19 protein-coding genes are annotated in these 22,348 nt (G+C 69.9%); 11 read left to right on the plus strand and 8 right to left on the minus strand.

Annotated features, from left to right (window positions below):
- Positions 1-199 (minus strand): acetyl-coenzyme A synthetase N-terminal domain-containing protein (locus tag HFP15_RS40260; protein WP_281355770.1); only part of this gene is annotated, 199 nt, incomplete at its 3' end.
- A 143-nt stretch (positions 200-342) separates the two neighbouring features.
- Here HFP15_RS40260 and HFP15_RS40265 point away from each other — a divergent pair.
- Positions 343-837, plus strand: coding sequence for a phosphoribosyltransferase (locus HFP15_RS40265; RefSeq protein ID WP_168523552.1), 495 nt, complete (start codon positions 343-345; stop codon positions 835-837).
- Positions 834-1,559: a Fic family protein gene (locus HFP15_RS40270; protein WP_168523554.1), complete on the plus strand. Its 726-nt coding sequence runs from the start codon at positions 834-836 to the stop codon at positions 1,557-1,559. Before HFP15_RS40265 ends, HFP15_RS40270 begins: the two co-directional genes overlap by 4 nt.
- Before the next feature lie 61 nt (positions 1,560-1,620).
- Here the strand turns inward: HFP15_RS40270 and murQ are convergent, their stop codons facing one another.
- From murQ to HFP15_RS40300, 6 genes are all read right to left on the minus strand, one after another.
- On the minus strand, positions 1,621-2,550 hold the full coding sequence (murQ, locus tag HFP15_RS40275; protein WP_312871989.1) for an N-acetylmuramic acid 6-phosphate etherase: 930 nt from the start codon (positions 2,548-2,550) through the stop codon (positions 1,621-1,623).
- Positions 2,551-2,590: 40 nt separating this feature from the next.
- Positions 2,591-3,583: a MurR/RpiR family transcriptional regulator gene (locus HFP15_RS40280; RefSeq protein ID WP_210718512.1), complete on the minus strand. Its 993-nt coding sequence runs from the start codon at positions 3,581-3,583 to the stop codon at positions 2,591-2,593.
- Positions 3,584-4,115: 532 nt separating this feature from the next.
- Positions 4,116-5,414: a serine hydrolase domain-containing protein gene (locus HFP15_RS40285; RefSeq protein ID WP_168523558.1), complete on the minus strand. Its 1,299-nt coding sequence runs from the start codon at positions 5,412-5,414 to the stop codon at positions 4,116-4,118.
- Entirely contained in the window at positions 5,411-6,631 is a 1,221-nt protein-coding gene (locus HFP15_RS40290; RefSeq protein ID WP_168523560.1) for an exo-beta-N-acetylmuramidase NamZ family protein, read from the minus strand. Before HFP15_RS40290 ends, HFP15_RS40285 begins: the two co-directional genes overlap by 4 nt.
- A complete protein-coding gene (locus tag HFP15_RS40295) occupies positions 6,625-8,406 on the minus strand; it encodes a glycoside hydrolase family 3 protein (RefSeq protein ID WP_168523562.1) in 1,782 nt (593 codons plus the stop codon). The genes HFP15_RS40290 and HFP15_RS40295 overlap by 7 nt, the downstream gene beginning before the upstream one ends.
- Before the next feature lie 482 nt (positions 8,407-8,888).
- A complete protein-coding gene (locus tag HFP15_RS40300) occupies positions 8,889-9,719 on the minus strand; it encodes an HAD family hydrolase (RefSeq protein WP_168523564.1) in 831 nt (276 codons plus the stop codon).
- A gap of 1,106 nt (positions 9,720-10,825) precedes the next feature.
- On the opposite strand from HFP15_RS40300, the gene ssd reads away from it, so the two are divergent.
- The 8 genes from ssd to HFP15_RS40340 all read left to right on the plus strand — a co-directional run bounded on the left by ssd (position 10,826) and on the right by HFP15_RS40340 (position 16,586).
- The gene (gene ssd, locus HFP15_RS40305) at positions 10,826-11,953 is read left to right on the plus strand and encodes a septum site-determining protein Ssd (protein ID WP_168523566.1); all 1,128 of its coding nucleotides are present in this window, start codon (positions 10,826-10,828) and stop codon (positions 11,951-11,953) included.
- Positions 11,954-12,054: 101 nt separating this feature from the next.
- Complete coding sequence (locus HFP15_RS40310) at positions 12,055-13,224, plus strand: TadA family conjugal transfer-associated ATPase (RefSeq protein ID WP_168523568.1); 1,170 nt, start codon at positions 12,055-12,057, stop codon at positions 13,222-13,224.
- Positions 13,218-14,057, plus strand: a complete 840-nt coding sequence (locus HFP15_RS40315; protein ID WP_168523570.1) for a type II secretion system F family protein — start codon at positions 13,218-13,220, stop codon at positions 14,055-14,057. The genes HFP15_RS40310 and HFP15_RS40315 overlap by 7 nt, the downstream gene beginning before the upstream one ends.
- Positions 14,054-14,644 (plus strand): type II secretion system F family protein, encoded by a 591-nt coding sequence (locus HFP15_RS40320; protein ID WP_168523572.1) that lies wholly within the window; start codon positions 14,054-14,056, stop codon positions 14,642-14,644. The genes HFP15_RS40315 and HFP15_RS40320 overlap by 4 nt, the downstream gene beginning before the upstream one ends.
- A 24-nt stretch (positions 14,645-14,668) precedes the next feature.
- Positions 14,669-14,899 carry a DUF4244 domain-containing protein gene (locus HFP15_RS40325; protein WP_168523574.1) on the plus strand — a complete coding sequence of 77 codons (231 nt, stop codon included), beginning with the start codon at positions 14,669-14,671 and terminating at the stop codon, positions 14,897-14,899.
- Between the two features lie 18 nt (positions 14,900-14,917).
- Positions 14,918-15,280, plus strand: coding sequence for a TadE family type IV pilus minor pilin (locus HFP15_RS40330; protein ID WP_168523576.1), 363 nt, complete (start codon positions 14,918-14,920; stop codon positions 15,278-15,280).
- Positions 15,267-15,608 (plus strand): Rv3654c family TadE-like protein, encoded by a 342-nt coding sequence (locus tag HFP15_RS40335; protein ID WP_168523578.1) that lies wholly within the window; start codon positions 15,267-15,269, stop codon positions 15,606-15,608. Before HFP15_RS40330 ends, HFP15_RS40335 begins: the two co-directional genes overlap by 14 nt.
- Before the next feature lie 345 nt (positions 15,609-15,953).
- Entirely contained in the window at positions 15,954-16,586 is a 633-nt protein-coding gene (locus HFP15_RS40340; protein ID WP_168523580.1) for a bifunctional DNA primase/polymerase, read from the plus strand.
- On the opposite strand, the gene HFP15_RS43260 is transcribed toward HFP15_RS40340, so the two are convergent.
- Entirely contained in the window at positions 16,553-19,780 is a 3,228-nt protein-coding gene (locus HFP15_RS43260) for a DNA 3'-5' helicase SftH (protein ID WP_312871988.1), read from the minus strand. The two genes, HFP15_RS40340 and HFP15_RS43260, sit on opposite strands and share 34 nt — an antisense overlap.
- Positions 19,781-20,019: 239 nt before the next feature.
- On the opposite strand from HFP15_RS43260, the gene HFP15_RS40350 reads away from it, so the two are divergent.
- Positions 20,020-22,305: a sodium-translocating pyrophosphatase gene (locus HFP15_RS40350; RefSeq protein ID WP_168523582.1), complete on the plus strand. Its 2,286-nt coding sequence runs from the start codon at positions 20,020-20,022 to the stop codon at positions 22,303-22,305.
- The last annotated feature ends 43 nt before the right edge of the window (positions 22,306-22,348 follow it).

The raw sequence follows: 22,348 nt of genomic DNA on the forward strand, positions 1-22,348 counted from the left end.
CCGACCAATCCAGCACCCGAGACCACCTCGTGTCCCAGTGCAACCGCTCCGCCTGCTCAGCCCAGAACGCATCCCGGTCCGCATCCGCCTTCTCATACCACTCAGCCGTGGCATTGGCCGCGGCGGCAAACGCGTCGCCAGGCGGAAAAGTCCGGTTCTCGGTGAGCAGATTGTCCAGCGCTGGGGACTGCTCAGTCATGGTGCACGGCCTCCTGAGTTTCGTATCACGGCTTACGCCGCAAGCACGGTAGCGACGTTAGTACCCGCGGCGGAAGACCGCAGCAAACGTTGACTCTGACCAGGGAAGATATGCTCGGTCTACTCGGCGGTAAGGAGGAGTGCATGGCTGAGCGGGAAGAGCTCACCTGGGAGCTGTTCGGTTCGGCGAGCAGGGAACTGGCCGGGCAGATCGCGGAAAGCGGTTACGAACCGGATCTGATCCTCTCCATCGCGCGAGGTGGGCTTTTCGTCGCCGGTGCTCTCGGATACGCGCTGGACGTCAAGAACCTGCACGTGATGAACGTCGAGTTCTACACGGGCGTCGACGAACGGCTGGACCTGCCGGTGATGCTGCCCCCGGTGCCCAACGCGGTCGATCTGACGGGGGCGAAGGTGCTGGTGGCCGACGACGTCGCGGACACTGGTGCGACGCTGAAGCTGGTAAGGGACTTCTGCGCGGACCACGTCTCCGAGGTGCGCTGCGCGGTCGTCTACGAGAAGCCGCACTCCGAGGTCAAATGCGAGTACGTGTGGCGGCGCACCGACAGGTGGATCAACTTCGCGTGGTCGAAGCTGCCACCTGTGGTGCGGCACGAAGGGCAGGTGCTGGACGCGTGACCGATCCACTCGCTCCGTTGCTGGAGCTCGAAGGCGTCGCCGCGGCGGTGAAAACCGCGCAGGACGCGGTGTTCGGCGTGCACCGGCATCCGGCGAACCTGCGTGGGGGTTCGGCGACGGCGGCCGAGGCGTCGGTGCGCGCCGCCCGTGCCTCGGCGGCCATCGACGGTGCCGACCCGGAAATCCCGGCCGACGCCGCGGTCACCGATCCCGTGCTGGCGGGTGCGCTGCGGGTGGCCGAGTCGATGGAGTCACTCCTGCCGACCTGGCGGCGCGCGCCGCGGCAAGCGTTGGCGCGCATGCACGTTCTGGCGGCGAGTGATCTGGTCGAGGATCAGGACCTGCTGGGCAGGCCGGTTTCCGGGGCGGGCGCGCGGCTGGAGTTGCTGACGCAGCTGGTGACCGGCGCGACGTCGGTGCCGGGTCCGTTGCTGACCGCCGTCGTACATGGAGAACTGTTGGCACTGCGGCCTTTCGGCAGCGCGGACGGCGTGGTGGCGCGCGCGGCGGCACGGCTGACGATGATCGCGACGGGCACGGACCCGAAATCGCTGACCGTCCCGGAGGTCGCGTGCCTGCGCCGTGTGGCGCGCTACCGGGAGGCGGCGGAAGGCTTCGCGAGCGGCGAACCCGATGGCGTGCGCGAGTGGCTGCTTTTTCACTGCGACGCACTCGAACGCGGCGCCAAGGAAGCCCGCGGAATCGCCGAATCCGCGGGCTGAGGCTTCACCGCCTGGAAGGCATTCGGCCGCCCCCGCCGGCCGAATGCCTTCTCCCGTCGTTTCAGGCGGTGCAGGCCGTGCAGGCGTGGAGAGCGTCGCGCACGTGCCCGCCGCTCGCGTCGAGCATCGAGGCCGCGGTGTTCGCGTCCACCCCGCACAACAGGTGCATCAGCGCGATCTTCAGGTCGCCGTCGGCCTGGGAAAGCGCTTCCACACAGTCCTGTTCGGGCGCGCCGGTCGCCTCGCGCAGGATCCGCAGCGTCCGGCCACGCAACTTCGCGTTCGTGGCCTTCATGCTGACCATCAGGTTCGAGTACGTGCGCCCGAGCTTGATCATCGTCGCGGTGGAGAACGCGGTGAGGATGGTCTTCTGCGCCGTGCCCGCCTTCATCCGCGTCGAGCCGGCGATCACCTCCGGACCGGTGTCGACGGCGATCAACACGTCCACCCCGGTGGGCCGCACTGCCCGCGGATTGCCGGAAACGAGGGCGGTGCGCGCGCCACGGCGATTCGCCGCGGCCAGCCCGCCGAGCACGTAGGGCGTGCGGCCGGACGCGGTCAGACCGAGCACGAAATCGCCCGGCTCGACCGCGGCCGACAGCTCCGCGGCGCCACCCGTCGCGTCGTCCTCGGCGTTCTCCACGGCGTCCCGCAGGGCCTTGTCGCCACCGGCGTGATGCGGGACGAACCAGTCGGGCGGCACGTTGTACGTGGGCACGAGTTCGGCGGCGTCGAGGACGGCCAGCCGCCCCGAGGTGCCCGCGCCGACGTAATGCACCCGATGACCCGAACGCAGCGCCTCCACGGCGAGATCGACGGCGTCGGCGAGCTGCGGCAGCACCTCGCCGACGGCCTCCGGCACCCGGCGGTCTTCCGAGTTGATCAGGCGCAGTACCCCGATCGTCGGCATCCGGTCGATCTCGGTGGTACGGGGATTTCGTTGCTCCGTCGGGGAGTCGACGTGCACGACCTGACTCGGCACCGTCATCACGCGCCTCATTTCTGTGTCATCGCCAGACACCCGGATCGGCTCATTTACCGGTCTCCCGCGGCCGCCGCCTGCCGTCAGGGCGGACGCCGAGCCGGTGGCTGCCGACCGCCTCGCGCGTCGCGTCCAGTGCCTGCGACGCGGTGTCCATGTGCCGCTGCGCCACCCCGATGAACAGGCAGTCGATCACCGTGAGCTGCGCGATCCGGCTCGCGGTCGCGCCGGAGCGGAACGTGGTCTCGCGGGCCGCCGTGGTGAGCACGTAGTCGGACACCTCGGTGATCGGCGAGCGCGGGAAGTTGGTCAGCGACACGGTCGTCGCGCCGTGCTCGCGGGCCACGCGCAGCGCCTCGACCGTGTCGGTGGTGGCGCCGGTGTGGGACACGCCGATCGCGACGTCGCCACGGCCGAGAACCGCGGCCGAGGTGAGCATGATGTGCGTGTCCGACCAGGCGAAGCAGATCCGGCCGATGCGGTGCAGCTTCTGCTGCAGGTCGGCCGCCACGAACGCGCTGGCACCGACTCCGTAGACGTCGATGCGCCCCGCCTCCGAGAGCAGTTCGATGACGCGTTCCAGGGTCGGCACGTCGAGCTGGTCGGCGGTCTCCTCGACGGCGCGCGCGTCGGCGAAACTCACCTTGCCGACCACGGCGGCGAGGTCGTCGTCCACGCCGATCTCGCCACCGAGATTGCGGGTCGAACGGGCCTCGGTCCGCGCGGTGTCCGCGGCGAGAGCGATGCGTAGCTGAGGGTAACCACCGACGCCGACTGCCTTGCAAAATCGGGTGACAGTGGTCTCGCTCGTGTTGGCCGCGAGGGCGACCTCGGTGATGCTCCGCCGAGCGACCGCGGACGGGTCCTCGAGGACGACTTTGGCTACTCGCTGTTCCGCACGGGCCAATCCAGGGAGTAACGACCTGATGCGGACGAGCGGGCTCGTTTCGGACTCGCGAGCAGCGTGAACGGCGCCTTCCGGCACGGCGGTCGCGACGGATACGTCGTCCGCTGCCGTGGGAAAGTTACTAACCGTAGGCATTTGTGACAAGGCTACCCACATCCTTCGGGATGATCGCAACTCGTGCGCCCCTGCACGTCCGAGCTGCGTTGACTCAGTTGCCCAGAAAGTCGCCAACCAGGTCAAAGTCGTTAACGTCTACTTGTTAACGACTTGGCAACTTAGTGCGGTTCCCGAAACGACCGACGATCGTTGGTGTTCTCGAATCCGCCCCGGTGATATAGAGCCATCGGGCCGATTGCTATGACGTCTCGTTGTGGAAAATTTGGCGTCGTCAACCTGCCCATAAGGACCAATTCGTCGCTGTGGGTAATCGCGGCTTGTGCTCAGCGTCGACCAAAACGTCGTTACGAAGCGTGATCCAAATGGCGTCGACGGCCACTCCGCGTCCCGTGTAATTCGCGTCGGTCGGGTGGCGCCGGCCGAGAATCACCTGTCCGGCCGCCGGTATTTGTGCCGTCATCCGCCACCAAGAGCGATCGCCAAGACCACCCATGTGGGTGATAAACACCAGCCGCTGTGTCGGGGCTGGAAGCGACCGTCTCGGCGGCGATTACGCCTCCGGCCCGCGCGCGGGCCGCGTCGCCATGGACTTCGCCAGCGCGCTCGCCCAGGTCTCCCGCGCGTCATTGGTCGAGCCCCAGTTCCGCGTGGGATGCACCCGGTTGGTCAGCAGCACAGCGATCGACCGTGACCGCGGATCGATCACCAGCGACGTGCCGGTGAACCCGGTGTGCCCTGCAGTGACCGGCGAGGACAGTGCGCCCATGTAGAACTTCCGGTTCAGCTCGAAGCCGAGTCCGTGAGCCTCGCCGGGGAAGGCCTCGTTGTGGTCGGTGAGCATTCGCCGCACCGTCTCCGGCCGCAGGATCCGCGCGTCCCGGTAGCTGCCACGGTTGAGAACCGTCTGGCCCAGCACGGCCATGTCGTGCGCCGTCGAGAAAATGCCCGCATGCCCGGAAACGCCGCCGAGCGCCCAGGCGTTTTCGTCGTGGACCTGCCCCCGGACGAGACCGCGCGGCGGATCGGCCTGGTACTCGGTGGCCGCGATCCGGTCGAGCTTCGCCGCAGACGGGTTGAAACCCGTGTCGGTCATGCCGAGCGGCGCGGTGATCCGGTCCCGCACCACGGCATCGAGCGGCTCGCCCGCGACCCGCTCGACCAGGAATCCCAGCGCCATCAGGTTGATGTCGGAGTAGACATACGTGCTGCCCGGCCGGTTCACCAGGGGACTGTCCAGCACGGCGGCGCGACGCGACGGAACGTCCGGATAGCCCTGCCACAGCGGGGGTTGCGGGTCGGCCGCCAGCCCGGAGGTGTGCGTGAGCAACTGCTTCACGGTCACGTCGGGCTTTCCGAACTCCGGCAGGTACCGGGCCACGGACGCGTCCAGATCGACCTGCCCGCGCTCCACCAGCTGAAGCACGGCAATCGAAGTGAACAGCTTCGTGATCGAGGCCATGTCGAAGATCGTGTCCACCCGCATCGGCACCTGCCGGCCGGCCGGCAGCTCGGTGCCTGCCGTGTCGGCGTACCGCAGCGCCTGGCCCGTCGCGTACCGGGCGACGATCACGCCGTCGTGCGCCAGCAGCCCCACCGCACCGGAAAAACGTGGATGGTCCGCGGCGTTGCGGGCGCACTCGTCGAGAAACCGTTCCGCCGCGCGAATCGGCGCGGCGTCGAGGCCGACGTCCGCGGGATCACCCTCGCGCACTGCGGCGGAGGCGAAATCCTGCTGCGGCCGGTCGAACCGGCCGGTCCACTGGTGCTCGGCGATGGTGCTCGCTCCCGGCGCGGCCGCGATCGTGAGCACGAGCGCGACCAGTAGCTGTGACCCGCATCCTGACCTCACCAGTACAGCAAGTACGGCCGCCGGCGCGCGACGAACCCGGCCAGTCCGGCCTGCCACGAGCCGACGATCTCGGGAACGTCCGCCCCGGCGTCGATCATCGTGCGCAGCCGCGCGGAACCGGACAGCTTGTCGATCGCGAGGTCGGGCCGCCAGCCGAACACGCCCGGATACAGCCGTTTCGCGGTCACGAACATCGTCACGGCCGCGGAAACCGGGTCGAAGATCCGCGGATCGGTGACGGTCAGCTGCGCCCCGCCGCATGTCTGGTTCACGAATTTGCCGAACGTGGGCACGAAGTAGGCCTCGCGGAACTCGGCACCGGGCACGTCGAGCGCGTCCCGCCAGCGCCAGTCCACGCCGGGGGCGCCGACGATCTCGAACGGACGCGTCGTGCCGCGCCCCTCGGAGAACACTGTGCCCTCGAACATGCCGAGGCCGGGATAGACGAGTGCGGTGTCCGGTGTGGGCATGTTCGGGCTCGGTGGCGTCCACTTCAAACCGGTGTCCGCGAAGAACATGTCGCGCCGCCACCCCCGGACGCGGATCACGTCGAGGTCGACATCGAGGGCGAACTCGCCGGCGAAGAACCGCGCCAGCTCGCCGACCGTCATGCCGTGTTGCTGGACGATCGGCTTCAGCCCGACCCCGGAGGCGAACGCCGGGTCGAGCATCGGACCGGAAGCGTTGCCGCCGACGGGATTCGGCCGGTCGAGCACCACGAACGAGGTGTGCGTCCGTGCCGCCGCGGCCATCGCCGTGTACATCGACCAGATGTAGGTGTAGAAACGCGCGCCCACGTCGGCGATGTCGAAAACGATCGTGTCCACCCCGGCCTTGGCGAACATCCCGGCGAGGCGGTCGACTGTGGCGCCGTAGGCGTCGTAGACCGGAATGCCGGTGCGGGGATCGGCGTAGTCGCCTTCGGAACCGCCTGCCTGCGCGCTGCCCCGGAACCCGTGTTCCGGTCCGAACGCCGCGACCGGGCGCACGCCCGCCGCCACCATGGAATCCACGATGTGGTCGAGGTTCGCGAGCACCCCGGTCGGGTTGGACAGCACCCCGACCTTGCGCCCGGCCAGCCTGCGCCAGCCCTGCGCGGCGAGCTGATCGGCGCCCGGCAGCACGGGCTGCGCAGCCCGCGCCTCGAGTCCCGACGCCGTCGCGAGCAGGGGTGTTGCGAGCGCGCCCGCGGTCAGGAAGCCGCGCCGGTTCACCATGTCAGGCCGGTGCCGAACTCGTAGGCGCCGGGAATCGTGACGGGCAGCTTGCCCTGTGGCGAGATCCGGCCGAGCAGCACCTTCGCCAGCGACCGCATCGTCACGTCCCGCCAGTCATAGGTCACCACCCATGTCGGCACGTCCGCGTAGCCCGGGTCGTAGGGCTCCTGAACCGACACCGCGATCAGGCGTTTTCCGGTGTTCGTCAGGGCCCTGACGAGGTCACGCTGGGGCTGCGACGTGCGAAGGCCGTTGGTCAGCACCACCACTGTGTCGGCGCCTTTCGCGGCCGCGACCGCCTCGTCGATCTGGGCCGCGGTCGGGCTCGCGCCGGTCGAGGCGGCGGTGCCGTTGAGATCCTTGGCCAGCGCCGCGACCGGTTCTGCCGGATAGCCGGGATAGGCCGGGTTGTTCCACCCGGTGACCAGGACCTTGCCCGGATCGGCCAGCGGCAGCAGCTTGGCGTCGTTGCGCAGCACGGTCGTGGTGCGATCGGTGATGGCCTGGATCCGGGCGAGATGCTCCGGTGTGCCGACGACCGGCGTGCCCGTGAACGGTTGCGCGAGGATGCCTCGCTTCTGCTTGAGCGCCAGGATGCGCCGCACGCTCTGGTCGATGCGCTGCTCGGTGAGCCGGCCGCTCTTCACCGCGTCGAGCACACCGGTGACGGCGACACCGAGGTCCGGCGGCATCAGCATCTGGTCGACACCCGCTTCCAGCGCCAGTACCGGGATTTCGGCGTCCGGATGCAGTTGCCGGACGCCGGCCATCTGCAGCGAATCGGTCACCACGACCCCGTCGTAGTGCAGCTCGTCGCGCAGGATGCCGGTGATGATCGGCTTGGACAGCGTGGCCGGTTCACCGGAGGGATCGAGACTGGGCACGGTGATGTGCGCCGTCATGATCACGTCGGTACCCGCCTTGATCGCGGCCTGGAACGGCGGCAGGTCGATCTGGCGCCACTGCCCTTCGGTGCGGTCGATGACGGGCAGCCCGGTGTGGCTGTCGGTCGCCGCGTCGCCGTGCCCAGGGAAATGCTTGGCCGCCGAGGACACGGTTTCCGTCGCTGGGCCCGAGTTCTGGTAGCCGTCTACCTCGGCGGCGACCAGGCTGCTCGCGAGCGCCGGATCGGCCGAGAACGACCGCGAACCGATGATCGGGTTGAGCGGGTTGGAGTTGACGTCGGCGTCCGGGGCGAAGTCCTGGTTGATGCCCATGGCCCGCAGCTCACGGCCATTGATCGCGGCGAGCTCGCGTGCGTCCTCGGCGCTGCGGCCGGCGCCGATCGCCATGCTCGACGGGTATTCGGTGGCGGGTGCGGCGATGCGCGTGACGCGGCCGCCCTCCTGGTCGGTGGACACGATGAGCGGCAACCGCGCCCCGGAGGCCAGCGCGGCCCGCTGCAGGCCGTCGGACAGGCGGGCGACCTGCGCGGGATCGTCGACGTTGTCGGTGCCGGAGTTGTTGAAGTAGATGACGCCGCCGGGGTGGTAGCGCTCGACGACCTGCGCGGCCGTGGGCACCCCGTATTTCGTCTGGTTCCCGGGATCGGGCTGGTTCGCGTCCTTGCCCCACACATCGGCGACGAAGAGCTGGCCGACCTTCTCTTCCAGCGTCATTGCGCGCAGCGTGCGCTCCACCCAGTCCCCGTGCGCGGCGTCGGCCGGTGTCACGACGGCGAGCCCGGTCGCGATGAGCAGGCCGGCGAAGGCGAGCGCATGGTTCCTCCGGGACACGGACGGCCTCCCCTCGATTCCGGGCGGAGGTGGAAACATTTCCACCAGGACCGGCCGGTATCGGGAAGCTACTCACTCGTCCGGATCGAGGTCAACGTCCGCTTCGATCGTTTGGCCTACTCCTTTCGGCGCCACTTCGAACGGGCTCCCCAATGCGGCGTCCGATGCTTGAGGCGGCGGTGTGGACGCCGCACTGGGGAACCACCCCCCGAACGTGCGCGGACCGCTCAGGTGACCAAGCTGCAACTCGTGTCGTATGAACGGGTACTCGGCGTCCGGCGTCCCGGTACGCAGTCCCTTTGACGACAAGCCTCCCGCGGCGCGCTGCGCGTGGGTGCCTGGAGTCCGCGCACGGAGATCTTTCGGGGTGGCTCTGGGCTTATCTTCGCCCAGTCCCTGGCCGACAAGACGTCCGCACTCACTTTGTACCTAGTGACGGCCGTCACTTCAAGGGGTCGAACGGGTGCACCGGTACAGAGACTCGATCCGGTGATGAGGCCTACGTTCAGCGACTACGCTGGTCAGCTGTCGCGCTTGCGCCGGGCCAGTCCGTACCAGGTCACACCGGCCGCGGCCATCGCGCCGATCCCGACGCCAACGGCCACAGTGGCCGGTGACGGTGCGGGGATCCGGCTCCGCAACGAAACCGGGTTGTCGAAGGACAGGATCGTCCACTCGCGCTCGTTCGCGATGCGGCGCAGGGCCCGGTCGGGGTTGACCGCGAACGCGTTGCCGACCACTTCGAGCATCGGCACGTCGGTGCTGGAGTCGGTGTAGGCGTAGCACTGGGCGAGGTCGTAGCCGTATTCGGCGGCGAGTTGCTTGGCGGCAACGGCTTTGTGCTCGCCGTAGCAGTAGAACTCGACCTGCCCCGAGTAGCGGCCGTCGACGATCTCCATTCGGGTCGCGACGCTGCGGGTGGCGCCGACCATGGTCGCGATGGGCTTGACGACCTCCTCGCCTGCGGCCGAGAGCACGATGACGTCGTGACCCTTTTCCTTGTGGGAGGCGATCAACTCGGCGGCCTCGGCGTAGACGAGCGGGTCGACGATGTCGTGCAGGGTCTCGTTCACGATCGCGCGGACCTGCGCGACGTCCCAGCCCGCGCACAACGCGGAGATCTCGGCCCGCATCCGCTCGGTGCGGTCCTCGTCGGCGCCGGAGAGCGAGAAGACCAGCTGCGCGTAAGCGCTCTTCAGGGCGGCACGTCTGCTGATCAGCCCCTGGCGCAGCAGCGGCTTGCTGAACGCGAGTGCGCTGGACGACGCGATGATCGTCTTGTCGAGGTCGAAAAAGGCCGCGACGCGCGGGGCGACGCTCGTGCTCGGCGGCGAGCTGATCGGTTCTGCCACGCCTTCAGGATAGGAGGTCACCCGCGCAAGGGAGGTGAGGCGACCACCGCCGCGATTCGCCGGAGGAAAATCCGCGACCGCGATGAGTGCGCGAACAATTGTGACGTTATCGAATTGTGGGTGACGTAACTGCGGACGGAGCCTGAACGCGGGGTTAAATGGAAAGAGCCGGTATTGCACCGGCCAGGTTCAGTCCGACCCCCAGGGACTGAACCCACGGCGGCCCCCGTCCTCCCCCTTGACGGGGGCCGCCCTTCTCCGTCGCGCGGGCTCGTCTTCTCTGTTGCCGCGGACGGGTCGTCCGCGTCCTGACCCTCGTCTTCTCCCGCCTCGGAGCTCCCTCTTTGCCGTGCGGGGCTCGTTTCCCGCGCTTTCGGTGGCCTCGTCTTCCCCACTCAGGCTGTCTTTCTCCCCGTGCGGGGGCTCGGCTTTCCGTGCCTTCGGCGGCGTTGTCGTCCCCCGCCCGGGCTGTCCCTCTTCCGGTGCGGGGCTCGGCCTTCCGCGCCTTGGCGGCCTTGCCTTCCCCACCCAGGCTGCCCTTCTCGGTTGCCGCGGACGGGTCGCCCACGTCCTGACTGCCTCGCTTTCCGCCCCGGAGCTGCCCCTTTGCCGCGTGGGGCTCGACTTTCCGCGCCTTGGCGGTCTCGTCTTCCCTCTCACCTCGGAGCTGCCCCTTTTTCCGCGGGGCTCGGCCTTTCACGCCTTGGTAACCTCGTCTTCCCCCACTCAGGCTGTCCTTCTCCCCGTGCGGGGTTCGGCCTTCACGCCTGGCAGGCCTTGCTTTCTCCCGCCTCGGAGCCGCCCTCTTCCCGCGTAAGCCCGGCCTTCCACGCCACAACCGCCTCGTCTTCCCTCGCCCGAGCTGTCCCTCGCCCCGTGCGGCCCAGCCTCCCCGCACTGCACCGGCTCGCCTTCTCGCCCCACGCCCGGCTCGCCCGGCGCCGTCGCCGCCTCGCCCCGCACCAGCAGCAGCCCGGCTCTCCACAGACTTATCCACATCACCCCACTTATCCACAGCTTCCCAATCTCCTCATTGCCCGCCACACCCCCTCCAGCCCACGGTGGTCTCAGCCCAAATCCACCATCGCCATTCCTGGGGGTCGAAAATGGCGCCTGAACGCCCGCTCGTGGTCATAACCGACGAGACTCTGCTCGACGAGGTCCTGCGCCTGGCCGCCGCGGCCGGATGCGAGCTGCACCGCGCACCGGACATCGTGTCCGCCCGCGCCGACTGGTCCCGAGCGCCGCTGATCGTTCTCGACGAACTATCACTGGACCGTGAGCCGCCCCCACGTGCCGGGCTGCTGCTGGTCACCAAGGGCATGCCCGAAGCGGCCATCTGGCAGCGCGTCTTCGACCTCGGGATCGAGCGCGTGGTCCCGATTCCCGACCGCGAGGCAGATCTGGTGAGTGCGTTCGCCGACGTCGTCGAGGGCCCACGTGTGCCGGGCGGCGGAGTCATCGGCGTCGTCGGTGGGCGGGGCGGTGCCGGCACGTCCGTGTTCGCGACCGCACTCGCATTGACGGCGTGCGACGGCGCACGAGGCGCTCTGCTTCTCGACTGTGATCCGCTGGGTGGTGGACTGGATCTGTTGCTGGGCGCCGAGACCCAGACCGGTGCCCGCTGGCCGGACCTGCGCCTGCAGGGTGACCGCATTTCGATGCCCGCCCTGAGCGAGGCCCTTCCGGAGTACCGGAGGGCAGGCAAGCGCCTGCCGTTCCTGGCATGCGGTCCGGCCGCACCGGCTCCCGACCCGTCGGCACTCGCGTCCGTTGTGGACGCCGGATGCCGCGCCGGCAAGGTCGTGGTCTGCGATCTGCCGCGCCACCTGGGGTCGGACGTCGAGCCGGTCACCGAAGCCGCCGATCTGATCGTGATGGTGGTCCCGGCCGAGGTCCGCGCCTGCGCCGCCGCGAGGCAGGTAGCCGCGCGCCTGTCCGGCAACGAAGACCGCGTGCGCCTCGTCGTGCGGGGCCCCTCGCCGGGCGCCATCAGCCCCCAAGACATCGCAACAGCCGTGGGCCTGCCACTGCTCACCTCAATCACCACGGACCGCCACCTGCCGAAGTCCGTGGACGATGCCGGTCTACTCCTGCGCCCCCGCAGCAACCTCACCCGCGCCGCTCGGCTGGCCCTGAGCATCGCCACGGCCGGCCGCAGCACTGCGACGACCACGACCACCCGCGCCGCCGCCTTCCGCCCCACCGCTGCTACCGAGCCGGTCGCCTCCTGAATCAAACGCCCACTCTCCTGGCGCACAGACGTTTTTCGGCGCCATTCTCGCCGCGCTGCCCTCACCTCAACCGGCCGGAATCCGTCCACTTTGGAGACTCTATGACACCCGAACTGATCGACAGAGTCCGCCTTCGCCTGGTGGACAACGGTTCCGCGCCCGATCCGCAGGCCGTGGCGGACGCGATCCGTGCGGAAGCGGGCGGCCCGGTCGGCCACGCCGAAGTCCTCGACGCATTACGCGTGCTTCGCCACGAGTTCACCGGAGTCGGGCCGCTCGAGGAGCTGCTCACCGAACAAGACACCACCGATGTACTCGTCACCGCGCCCGACGAGGTATGGGTCGACGGCCCGGAAGGCCTACGCCGCACCGAAATCCGGTTCCCCGACCACGAAGCGGTCAGGCGGCTGGCTCAGCGGCTCGCGCTCGCGGCCGGGCGCAGACTCGACGACGCGCAGCCCTATGTGGACGGTTGGCTGCCAGGCGCAGGCGCCCACGGCAGGGTCCGTCTTCACGCCGTTCTCCCGCCGATCGCGGCAGACGGCACGTGCATCTCGCTCCGGGTACTGCGCCCCGCCGTGCACGACCTTCCCGCCTTGCGCGCACTCGGCACTTTCGACGGCGAGGCGTCCGAACTCGTCTCCGCCATCGTCGCGGCGCGCCTCGCCTTCCTGGTGACGGGCGGCACCGGCGCGGGCAAGAGCACCCTGTTAGCCGCCATGCTCGGTGCCGTCGATCCCCGCGAACGCATCGTCAGTGTCGAGGACGCGGGGGAGCTCTCGCCCGCGCACCCACAGTTCGTCCGTTTGATCGCGCGGCCGCCCAACGTCGAGGGCGCGGGCGAGGTGACGCTTCGGGACCTCGTCCGTCAGGCACTGCGCATGCGGCCGGACCGGCTCGTAGTCGGCGAGGTCCGGGGGCGGGAGGTGTGCGAATTGCTGACCGCGTTGAACACCGGCCATGACGGCGGCGCCTGCACGCTCCACGCGAATTCACCGGCCGAGGTGCCGGCGCGACTTGAGGCACTGGCTGCGTTGGGCGGCCTGGCTCGAGACGCCCTGCACAGCCAGCTCGCCGCAGCCGTGCAGGTCGTCCTGCACATGCGGCGCACAACGGGTGGGCGGCGGCAGCTCGCGGAAATCGGGGTGCTCAGCCGCGCCGATTCCGGTGACGTTCGGGTGCTCCCTGTTTGGCAAGGCGGCGCCTGGACCAAACGGCGCGTCCTGCTCGCGGCACTGCTGGAGCAGCGCGGGGTGCGACCGCCATGCTGACATCGGTATTGCTCTGCGTCGCCCTGGCGGCGCTCATCTGGCCCGTGCCGCCCGATCCAGTCGCCCGTCTGCTCCCGCCTCGCCGACGCTGGAGCGCATCGAATCGTCTGCCTGCCAAGAAGTTCGCGGCTCTGGCGTTGCTGCCGCTGATCCCGGTCCTGGGGCCGGCGGGAGCGATCGCGGTGGGACTGATGGCAGCGGCAGTGCGGTGGCAACGAACAACGAGACAACGCACCAGGACGCGTATAGCCACCGCGAACGCCATGGCGGAAGCGCTTCGCACACTCGTCGCCGAACTGCGTAGTGGTGCGTCGCCGATCACGGCGGCCGAGGCGGCCGCGGTGGACGCCCCACCGGACGTCGCGGCCGCCATGCGATCGCTCGCGGCCGCCGCACGCTACGGCGACGACGTCGTGCTCACCGATGGCGGACGTCATCAGGCCAAACCCCCGCCGCACGAGCGCCTCGCCAAGCCGAAGCGGCAGTCCGTCGACCTGACAGTCCACCGGCACCTCGCGAAAGCCTGGCTGTTGAGCCGCCGCCACGGCCTGCCCCTGGCGGAACTGCTGGACGCGGTTCGCCGCGACATCGCCGCGGAAGGCCGCTTTCTTGCCCGCGCGGATGCACACATGTCGGGCCCACGTGCCAGCGCGACCGTTCTGGCGACTTTGCCCGCCCTCGGAATCCTGCTGGGCCAAGCCATCGGCGCCAACCCGCTCCACGTGCTCACCGGCACCACGCTGGGCCAACTGCTCCTGGTTACCGGTGGCGCACTGATCCTGGCCGGCATCGCATGGAGTGCCCGGCTGACCCGGCTGGAGGCGCACCGATGACCAGCGCAAGCGCAGTACTCATGGCCGCCGCGCTCCTGATGTTGCCCAGCCAGGCAGCCGCCCACGCACGCCTCGCCGGCCTCAGGCCGAGCCTTGCCGGCCCAAGTCAGACCCGGCCGGGGATCGCGGGACATCGCCGCCGGGCCCCTCCGGCCGAGGAACTCGCCGGTCTCTGGGACCTGCTCGCCGCATGTCTACGTGCGGGGCTGCCGGTACCGACCGCCCTTCAGGCCGTCACCGGAGGTCTGCCAGGCCCGGAAGCCGACGCGCTCCGTGCCACCGCGGCCCTGCTCGCGCTCGGAGCGGACGCGGGTGAGGCGTGGAAACCGGCGAGCGACTGCCCAGGTACCGCCGAGCTGGCGAGGGCGGCCCGGCGGACCGCCCGCTCCGGCAGCGCGCTGGCCGATGTCGCGGAGGAACTGGCAGGAAGGCTCCGGACGTCCATCGCCGACAGCGCCGAGGCGCGGGCGCAGCGTGCCGGCGTCCTGATCGCAGCACCGCTCGCTCTGTGCTTCTTGCCCGCCTTCCTCTGTCTGGGGGTGGTGCCGGTCGTCTTCGGCCTCGCCAGCCGGCTCACGTCGCTCTGAAACACCGTGGAAAGGAAAAGGATCATGTTCTGGCAGACAAACGGCCGTCATGCGGCGGCCCGCAAACCCAGGTGGTGGCGCCGTTGGTTCCGCACCGTGATCGTCGAAGACGACGGCATGAGCACCGCGGAGTACGCCATCGGCACGGTCGCGGCCGCGGCCTTCGCCGGGATGCTGTACCTCATCCTCAGCGGCGACAGCACGATGGGGATGCTGCTGTCGATCGTGCAGCGCGCACTGACCGGGCCGTCGTGACAACGTTGGGATGCACTCGTGCTCATCCGTGACGACGGCGACCGCGGCGCGGTCACTGTGGAAGCAGCCATCGTCCTGTGCGGTCTGACCCTGGTGTTCGGTCTGCTGCTCGCGGGCGGCGCCGCGATGTTCGGTCAGCTGCGGTGTGCCGACGCGGCAAGCGAAGCGGCGAAGCTGATCTCGCGAGGGCAGCGAGCACTGGCCGAGCAGGCGGTCGCGGAGATCGCGCCGAACGGTGCGCGGCTCGCCGTCACGACCGAAGGCAGCGCGGTGTCGGTCGAGGTGCACGCCGAACCGGTCGGCGGTCTCCTCCCCGGCATCCACCTGCTGGGCCGTGCCTACGCCGTGCTCGAAGCGGGGGTGGCGAATGCTCCGGGATGATCGCGGCTCCGCCACGGTATGGGCGACCGGTGCCGTCGCGGCCCTGCTGCTCGTCGCCGCCGCGCTGTTCGCCCTCGGTTCGGTCGTGGTCACCCGGCACCGAGCCTCCGACGCCGCCGACCTCGCGGCACTCGCCGCCGCGGGGTCAGCGGACCGGGGAACCGAGGCCGCCTGCGCCCGCGCTGGAATGGTCGTCGAGCGGATGTCGGTGCGGCTGGTCAGCTGCCGACTCGACGGGTGGGACGCCCTCGTCGAGGTGGCGGCCGCGGTGCCCGGCGGGCTGGGTGATGCCTCGGCGCACGCCCGGGCAGGTCCGGTGGCGAGGTGAGCGGCTACCGAGCGCAGGTCGGGGACCCGGCATCACGGACGGACGGTCGCTCCCACGCGCCGAACGGTCGCGCCCCGGATAGCCCGCGACCACCTGGCGACCGATAAACCGCTGGTAGACCACAGAAAAGTCAGCTACGCGATCACGATCGGGCGATGAGCGCGCCCGCTGCTCGTCGTCGCACGGTGATCGACGACACGCGTTCGGCCCGGGCTGTGTCCGGCATGCGCTCGTCGTTCCGTAACGGCCGGTTGTCGACCGACCACTACCGGCACTCTGCAAGTTGCCGTTTATTGAAATCGGAAGCCACCGCGGGCCGGTGGAGCGAACGAGGAGTTGTTGAGGATGTTGGACACGGATTGGTCGGATAGCTGGCGGGGTGCGTTCCGCATCGAGCTGCGTGCCGAGGCGATCGGTTTGGCCTGGCACGGTTGGCCGGTGCTGCCCGGCACGTTTCCGGCGACGGATTCCGGTAGCGGGCAGTGGTCCGGACCGGTTCCGGTGCACGAGGACTGGGCCGACCGGATCGGCGCGCACCCGAACGAGGTCGCGGGCTGGTGGGCCGGCGAACGTCCCTACAGCCTCCTCGTCGCGACCGGCAAGGTTGTGGACGCCGTCGAGGTGGACGTCGAACTCGGCAAGCGTGCGGCGCGGCTGCTGCGGGCGACCGGACACCCGGCCCCGATCGTCGCGACTCCGGACGGCCGCTGGCTGTTCCTGAGCACCGTGGCCGACAGCCTTCCCGAGCGGCTGGCCGTGAGTGGCGATGTGCGCTGGCACGGTGAGGGCAGCTGGATTCCGCTCCCGCCCACCCCGTTCCAGCACGGTGTCGTGCACTGGCGCGTCAAGCCCGACGTGTGGGGCTGGCAGCTTCCCGAAGCCAGCGCCGTGCACTCGGTGCTCGTCCGCGCGCTCGAGCAGACCGCGAATGGAGTGGACAGGACTCAGAACTTCGCCGTGGCCTCTGTCGCGGCTTGATCGACAATGTGGCCGTGCCGGCTGCTGTGATGACGCACCGCCCCGAGCACGGTATCCAGTACGGCCACCGCCCCCGCCTTGTCCAGTGGATCGTTGCCGTTCCCGCACTTCGGCGACTGAACACAGGACGGGCATCCCGCCGGGCACTCGCAGGAGACGATGGCCTCCCGCGTAGCGGCCAGCCAAGGGACCAGAGCGGCATAACCGCGATCGGCGAATCCCGCGCCTCCGGGATAGCCGTCGTGCACGAACACCGTCGCCTCCCCGGTGTCAGCGTGCAGCGCGGTCGACACCCCGCCAATGTCCCAGCGGTCGCACGTAGCGAACAGCGGTAGCAGGCCGATCGCCGCGTGCTCGGCGGCATGCAGGGCGCCGGGGATGCGCGCGGGCTCAAGCCCAGCGCCCCCCGGCGCCCTGCCATTTCCAACACCGTTCGCGCTATCACAGCCCGCAGCAGCGGCGATCGCGGCCACATCGCCCAACGCCGCACACGGCAACGCGGCGCTCACGTCGCCCGTTCCGCCGACGTTCGCGGAGACGGTTTCGCCCGCTGCGCCACCGCTCGAAACGGCAGCAGCTGTGGCGTTACCGCCCCAGCTGGAAGCAACACCAACGGCGGCACTGCCGCTCGACGCGCCGCTATCGCAGGACGCAGCCTCATCGTGCGCAGCGCCACCGCCCCCGGTGGAAGCGTCCCCACCGCCCGACGCCCTCTCCAGCGGAGCCGCGCCAAACGAGGCGCCACCGCCGGAAGCGCCACCGCCTGGAGCGCTGCCAACCGTTGCGCTGCCGCTCGAGGCGCTCACACCGCTGGAAACGCCACCGCCCCAGCCGGGAGCGCCGCTCCCATTGGAAGCGCCACCAACCGTGGCGCCGCCACCGCCTGAAGCGCCCCCTGCAGTCGCCGCGCCCCCGCCGTGCGCAGCAGCACCGCCCGAAGCCGCACCAACCGCGGCGCCACCCGCACTTTCCGAACCCGCGCCAACCGCCGCGCCCCCGCCGTGCGCAGCAGCACCGCCCGAAGCCGCGTCCACCGCGGCGCCGCCCCCACCGGCCGCCGCGCTACCGCCAACCGCCGCGCCGCCCCTACCGCCCGAACCCGCGCCCATCGCGGCGCCACCCACACTTGCCGAAGCCGCGCCAACCGTCGCGCCACCGCCGAGCGCCGCATCTTCCGCCCCCGTGCCAACCGCCGCGCCACCCGCCTCGCCCGAAGCCGCGCCGGCCGGGGAGCCCCCCTCGCCGGCCGCACCACCACCGCCGCTGAGCAGTTCGTCCGTGATCGTGTACCAGACGGCGCGTGTTTCCAGCGTCTGCGCCGGGAGGTCCAGCGCCACCTGGTCCAGGATCTCCCCCGAGGGGCGGCGGCGCAGGTAGCCGACCACCTGCGACGTCACCGCGACATCGCCGACGCACACCGTCACCCCGCCGTACTCCAGGCGCTCGTGGGTGGCCAGTACGGCGATATCCGCCATCTCCCGTGCCGAGGTCGTCCACTCCGGATCTTCCGCGTGCACGAGCGCGATCCCCGCCTCCAGGTCCAGTTCGTCCACCACGTACGACGAACCCTGGTGCAGATACACCGCCCCCGGATGCACCGTCGCGCACGCCGAGCCCGGGTCCACCGTCCCCAGCAGGCGCGACGTGTCCGCCTCCACGACCGCCACCTGCTCACCGCCCGACCCGCGGATGTCCACCTCGTACTGCGGCCGGTCCCGCGACGTCCAATACCACCCGCTCGGCCGCCGCCGCAGCATGCGCTCCGCGACCAGCGAGTCCAGCACCTGCCGCGCCGCGGCACCGCCGAAAACCTCCAGCTCGCCCGTCGTCAGCGGCAACTCCGCCGCCGCGCACGCCAGCTGCGGCGCCAGCACATACGGGTTCGCCGGGTCCAGCACCGCCGTCTCCACCGGCCGCTCCAGAATCGCCGCGGGGTGGTGCACCAAATACGTGTCCAACGGATCATCACGCGCCACGAACACCACCAGCGCGTCATCGCCCGCCCGCCCGGCGCGCCCCGCCTGCTGCCAGAACGACGCGAGCGTGCCCGGATACCCCGCCAGCACCACCGCATCCAGCCCGGCGATGTCCACGCCCAGCTCCAGCGCGTTCGTCGTCGCGACGCCCAGCAACTCGCCCGACAGCAACGCGCGCTCCAGCTCGCGCCGCTCCTCCGGCAGGAATCCCGCCCGGTACGCGGCGACCTGCCCGGCCAGCTTCTCGTCGACCTCGTTCAAAATGCGCCGCGCCCCGAGCGCCGTCAGCTCCGCCCCCCGCCGCGACCGCACGAACGCCAGCGTGCGCGCACCCTCCACCACCAGCTCCGCCAGGATCCGGCCCGCCTCGGCGCCCGCCGAGCGGCGCACCGGGGCACCGTTCTCCCCCGACAGCTCCTCCAGCAGCGGCGGTTCCCACAACGCGACCGTCCGGCCGCCCCTGGGCGAGGCGTCCTCCGTCACCGCCGCGCACTCCTGCCCGGTCAGCCTCGACGCGAACTCCGCGGGCTCCGCCGTGGTCGCCGACGCCAGCACGAACACCGGCGAGGACCCGTAATGCCGCGCGACCCGCTGCAGCCGCCGCAACAACAACGCCACATGCGAACCGAACACCCCGCGATAGGAGTGGCACTCGTCCACGACGACGTACGCCAGCTTCCGGAACAGCCGCGCCCACCGCGCGTGCGAGGCCAGGATTCCCCGGTGCAGCATGTCCGGATTGGTGAACACCCACCGCGCATGTGCGCGCACCCAATCACGCTCGGCCATCGGGGTATCGCCGTCGTAGGACGCCGCCCGCACCCCTGCAACGTCCAAAGAGGACACCGCGCGAAGCTGGTCCGCGCCGAGGGCCTTCGTCGGCGACAGGTACAACGCACAGGCTCGGGGGTCCTCGGTCAGCTTCGACAGCACGGGAAGCTGGTAAGCAAGTGACTTACCGGACGAGGTCCCCGTGGAGATCACCACATGCCTGCCCTCGAACGCGAGGGCCGCCGCCTCGGCCTGATGCGTCCACGGCCGTTCCACACCTTGGGACCGCAACGCCGCGACCACATCCACGTCCGCCCACGACGGCCAGTCCGCGAAATCCGCGGTGCGGCCGGGCTGCTCCGCCACGTGCGTCACCGGGTTGACTCGCTCGGGAATGCCCGCCGTGACCCGCCGCAGCAGCCTGCTCGCACGCTCGCTTCCCGCCACGGCCCCAGGATCGCACAGGTGTACGACAGGCATGAAAAACCGCTTCCCGATCATGAACCGTGAGCAGACTCACATGCACGGAGAGTGATCGTTAAGGGACGCCCTGACCGCCCGCCACGCCTTACCAATACACTCCGGCAAACCGGCACCACTTGTGGTGTAGATCCCATGCCAGCGTCGGCAAGGCTGTCGGAGCGAAGCCGTCGCTGGCACCAGGCGACACGTTTCCAGGAGGACGGATGTCCCGGCAATTCCTCGCGGAGGGCCTCGAGCTTTCCGGGGGTGACTACGGCATCGTGGCCGTGGTCGCCGTGGTCGCCCTTGCCGCACTCGCCATTGGTGGCGTTCTGCTCAGGGAGGTGCTGGCCACCGGCCAGGGCACCGCCAAGATGCAGGACATCGCCAAGGCGGTGCAGGAAGGCGCGACGGCTTATCTCAACCGGCAGCGCAACACACTGTCGATCTTCGGCGTGGTGGTGTTCCTGCTGCTGTTCGCGCTCCCGGCGGATGACTGGAACGAACGGATCGGCCGTTCGATCTTCTTCCTCGTCGGCGCGGTCTTCTCGTTCGTCATCGGCTACACCGGCATGTGGCTGGCGACGAGAGCGAACCTGCGCGTGGCGGCCGCCTCCCGTGAGCAGGGTGGCCGGGAAATCGCCATGCGCGTCGCGTTCCGCACCGGTGGTGTCGTCGGCATGTTCACCGTCGGCCTCGGCCTCTTCGGCGCAGCGATCGTGGTGCTGTCCTACGCGGGACAGGCCCCGAAGGTGCTGGAGGGCTTCGGTTTCGGTGCCGCGCTGATCGCGATGTTCATGCGTGTCGGCGGCGGTATCTTCACCAAGGCCGCCGACGTCGGCGCCGACCTGGTCGGCAAGGTCGAGCAGAACATTCCCGAGGACGACCCGCGCAACGCCGCGACGATCGCCGACAACGTCGGTGACAACGTCGGTGACTGTGCCGGTATGGCGGCGGACCTGTTCGAGTCCTACGCGGTGACGCTGGTCGCCGCGCTGATCCTCGGCAGCACCGCGTTCGGCGCGAAGGGCCTGCTGTTCCCGCTCATCGTGCCCGCCATCGGCGTGATCACCGCGGTCATCGGCGTCTACATCACCAGGGCGCGCGCCAACGAAAGCGGCCTGGTGACGATCAACCGCTCGTTCTACATCTCCGCGGTGATCTCCGCGGTGCTGTGCACGATCGCGGCGTTCGTGTTCCTGCCGACGACGTTCTCCGGCTTCGGCGCGGAGTTCACCAACGCGGGCAACCCGGCGGTCATCGCGACCGTCGCGGTGATCATCGGCATCGTTCTGGCCGGCATCATCCTCAAGCTCACCGGCTACTACACCGGCACCGAGCACGGCCCGGTCAAGAACGTCGGCAAGACCTCGGAGACCGGTGCGGCGACGGTGATCCTGTCCGGCATCTCGGTCGGTTTCGAGTCGGCCGTCTACACGGCCATCGTGATCGGTGCCGCCGTGTTCGGCGCCTACCTGCTCGGCGGTGCGGTCGCCCTGTTCGCGGTCGCGCTCGCCGGTACCGGTCTGCTGACCACGGTCGGCGTCATCGTCGCGATGGACACCTTCGGCCCGGTCTCGGACAACGCGCAGGGCATCGCCGAGATGTCCGGCGACGTGGACGAGGCCGCCGCGCAGACGCTGACCGAGCTGGACGCGGTCGGCAACACCACCAAGGCGATCACCAAGGGCATCGCGATCGCGACCGCCGTGCTCGCGGCGACCGCGCTGTTCGGCTCCTACCAGGACTCGATCAGCAAGGCGCTGTCCGGCATGTCCACCGCGGGCGTGAAGTCGTTCATCGACACGATCGTCAGCCCGAACACACTGGTCGGCGTCATGATCGGCGCCGCCGTCGTGTTCATGTTCTCCGGCCTGGCCGTCAACGCGGTTTCGCGTGCCGCGGGCGCGGTGGTGTACGAGGTGCGCCGCCAGTTCCGCGAGATCGCCGGGATCATGGAGGGCACCACGCGGCCGGAGTACGGCCGGGTCGTCGACATCGTCACCCGTGACTCGCTGCGGGAGCTGGCCACGCCGGGTCTGCTCGCCGTGTTCGCCCCGATCGCCGTCGGTTTCGGCCTCGGCACCGGTGCGCTCGCCGGCTACCTGGCCGGTGCGATCGCGACCGGCACCCTGATGGCGATCTTCCTCGCCAACTCGGGTGGTGCGTGGGACAACGCGAAGAAGCTCGTCGAGGACGGCAACCACGGCGGCAAGGGCTCGGACGCGCACGCCGCGACTGTGATCGGTGACACGGTCGGTGACCCGTTCAAGGACACCGCAGGCCCGGCGATCAACCCGCTCATCAAGGTGATGAACCTGGTGTCGGTGCTGATCGCGCCCGCGATCGTGCAGTTCTCCGTCGGCCCGGACGCCTCGCTGGGCGTGCGGCTGGGGATTTCGCTGGTCGCGGTCCTGATCATCGTGGTGGCGGTCGTCGTGTCGAAGCGGCGCAGCACCGCCATCGCGGACACCCCGGCGGACACGGCCGAACCGGCCAAGACCGCCTGACGAGTTGAACCAGCCGGGGCCCGCCGCACGTGTTGTGCGGCGG

It is taken from the genome of Amycolatopsis acididurans, from assembly GCF_012328925.1.
In the GTDB taxonomy this organism is placed as follows: Bacteria; Actinomycetota; Actinomycetes; order Mycobacteriales; family Pseudonocardiaceae; genus Amycolatopsis_E; species Amycolatopsis_E acididurans.

Bases quoted from the DNA above. Each gene is read 5' to 3' on its own strand.
- HFP15_RS40265 (WP_168523552.1), top strand. From the start codon at position 343: ATGGCTGAGCGGGAAGAGCTCACCTGGGAGCTGTTCGGTTCGGCGAGC.
- HFP15_RS40280 (WP_210718512.1), bottom strand. From the start codon at position 3,583: ATGCCTACGGTTAGTAACTTTCCCACGGCAGCGGACGACGTATCCGTC.
- HFP15_RS40290 (WP_168523560.1), bottom strand. From the start codon at position 6,631: ATGGTGAACCGGCGCGGCTTCCTGACCGCGGGCGCGCTCGCAACACCC.
- HFP15_RS40295 (WP_168523562.1), bottom strand. From the start codon at position 8,406: ATGTTTCCACCTCCGCCCGGAATCGAGGGGAGGCCGTCCGTGTCCCGG.
- ssd (WP_168523566.1), top strand. From the start codon at position 10,826: ATGGCGCCTGAACGCCCGCTCGTGGTCATAACCGACGAGACTCTGCTC.
- HFP15_RS40310 (WP_168523568.1), top strand. From the start codon at position 12,055: ATGACACCCGAACTGATCGACAGAGTCCGCCTTCGCCTGGTGGACAAC.
- HFP15_RS40315 (WP_168523570.1), top strand. From the start codon at position 13,218: ATGCTGACATCGGTATTGCTCTGCGTCGCCCTGGCGGCGCTCATCTGG.
- HFP15_RS40320 (WP_168523572.1), top strand. From the start codon at position 14,054: ATGACCAGCGCAAGCGCAGTACTCATGGCCGCCGCGCTCCTGATGTTG.
- HFP15_RS40325 (WP_168523574.1), top strand. From the start codon at position 14,669: ATGTTCTGGCAGACAAACGGCCGTCATGCGGCGGCCCGCAAACCCAGG.
- HFP15_RS40335 (WP_168523578.1), top strand. From the start codon at position 15,267: ATGCTCCGGGATGATCGCGGCTCCGCCACGGTATGGGCGACCGGTGCC.
- HFP15_RS40340 (WP_168523580.1), top strand. From the start codon at position 15,954: ATGTTGGACACGGATTGGTCGGATAGCTGGCGGGGTGCGTTCCGCATC.
- HFP15_RS40350 (WP_168523582.1), top strand. From the start codon at position 20,020: ATGTCCCGGCAATTCCTCGCGGAGGGCCTCGAGCTTTCCGGGGGTGAC.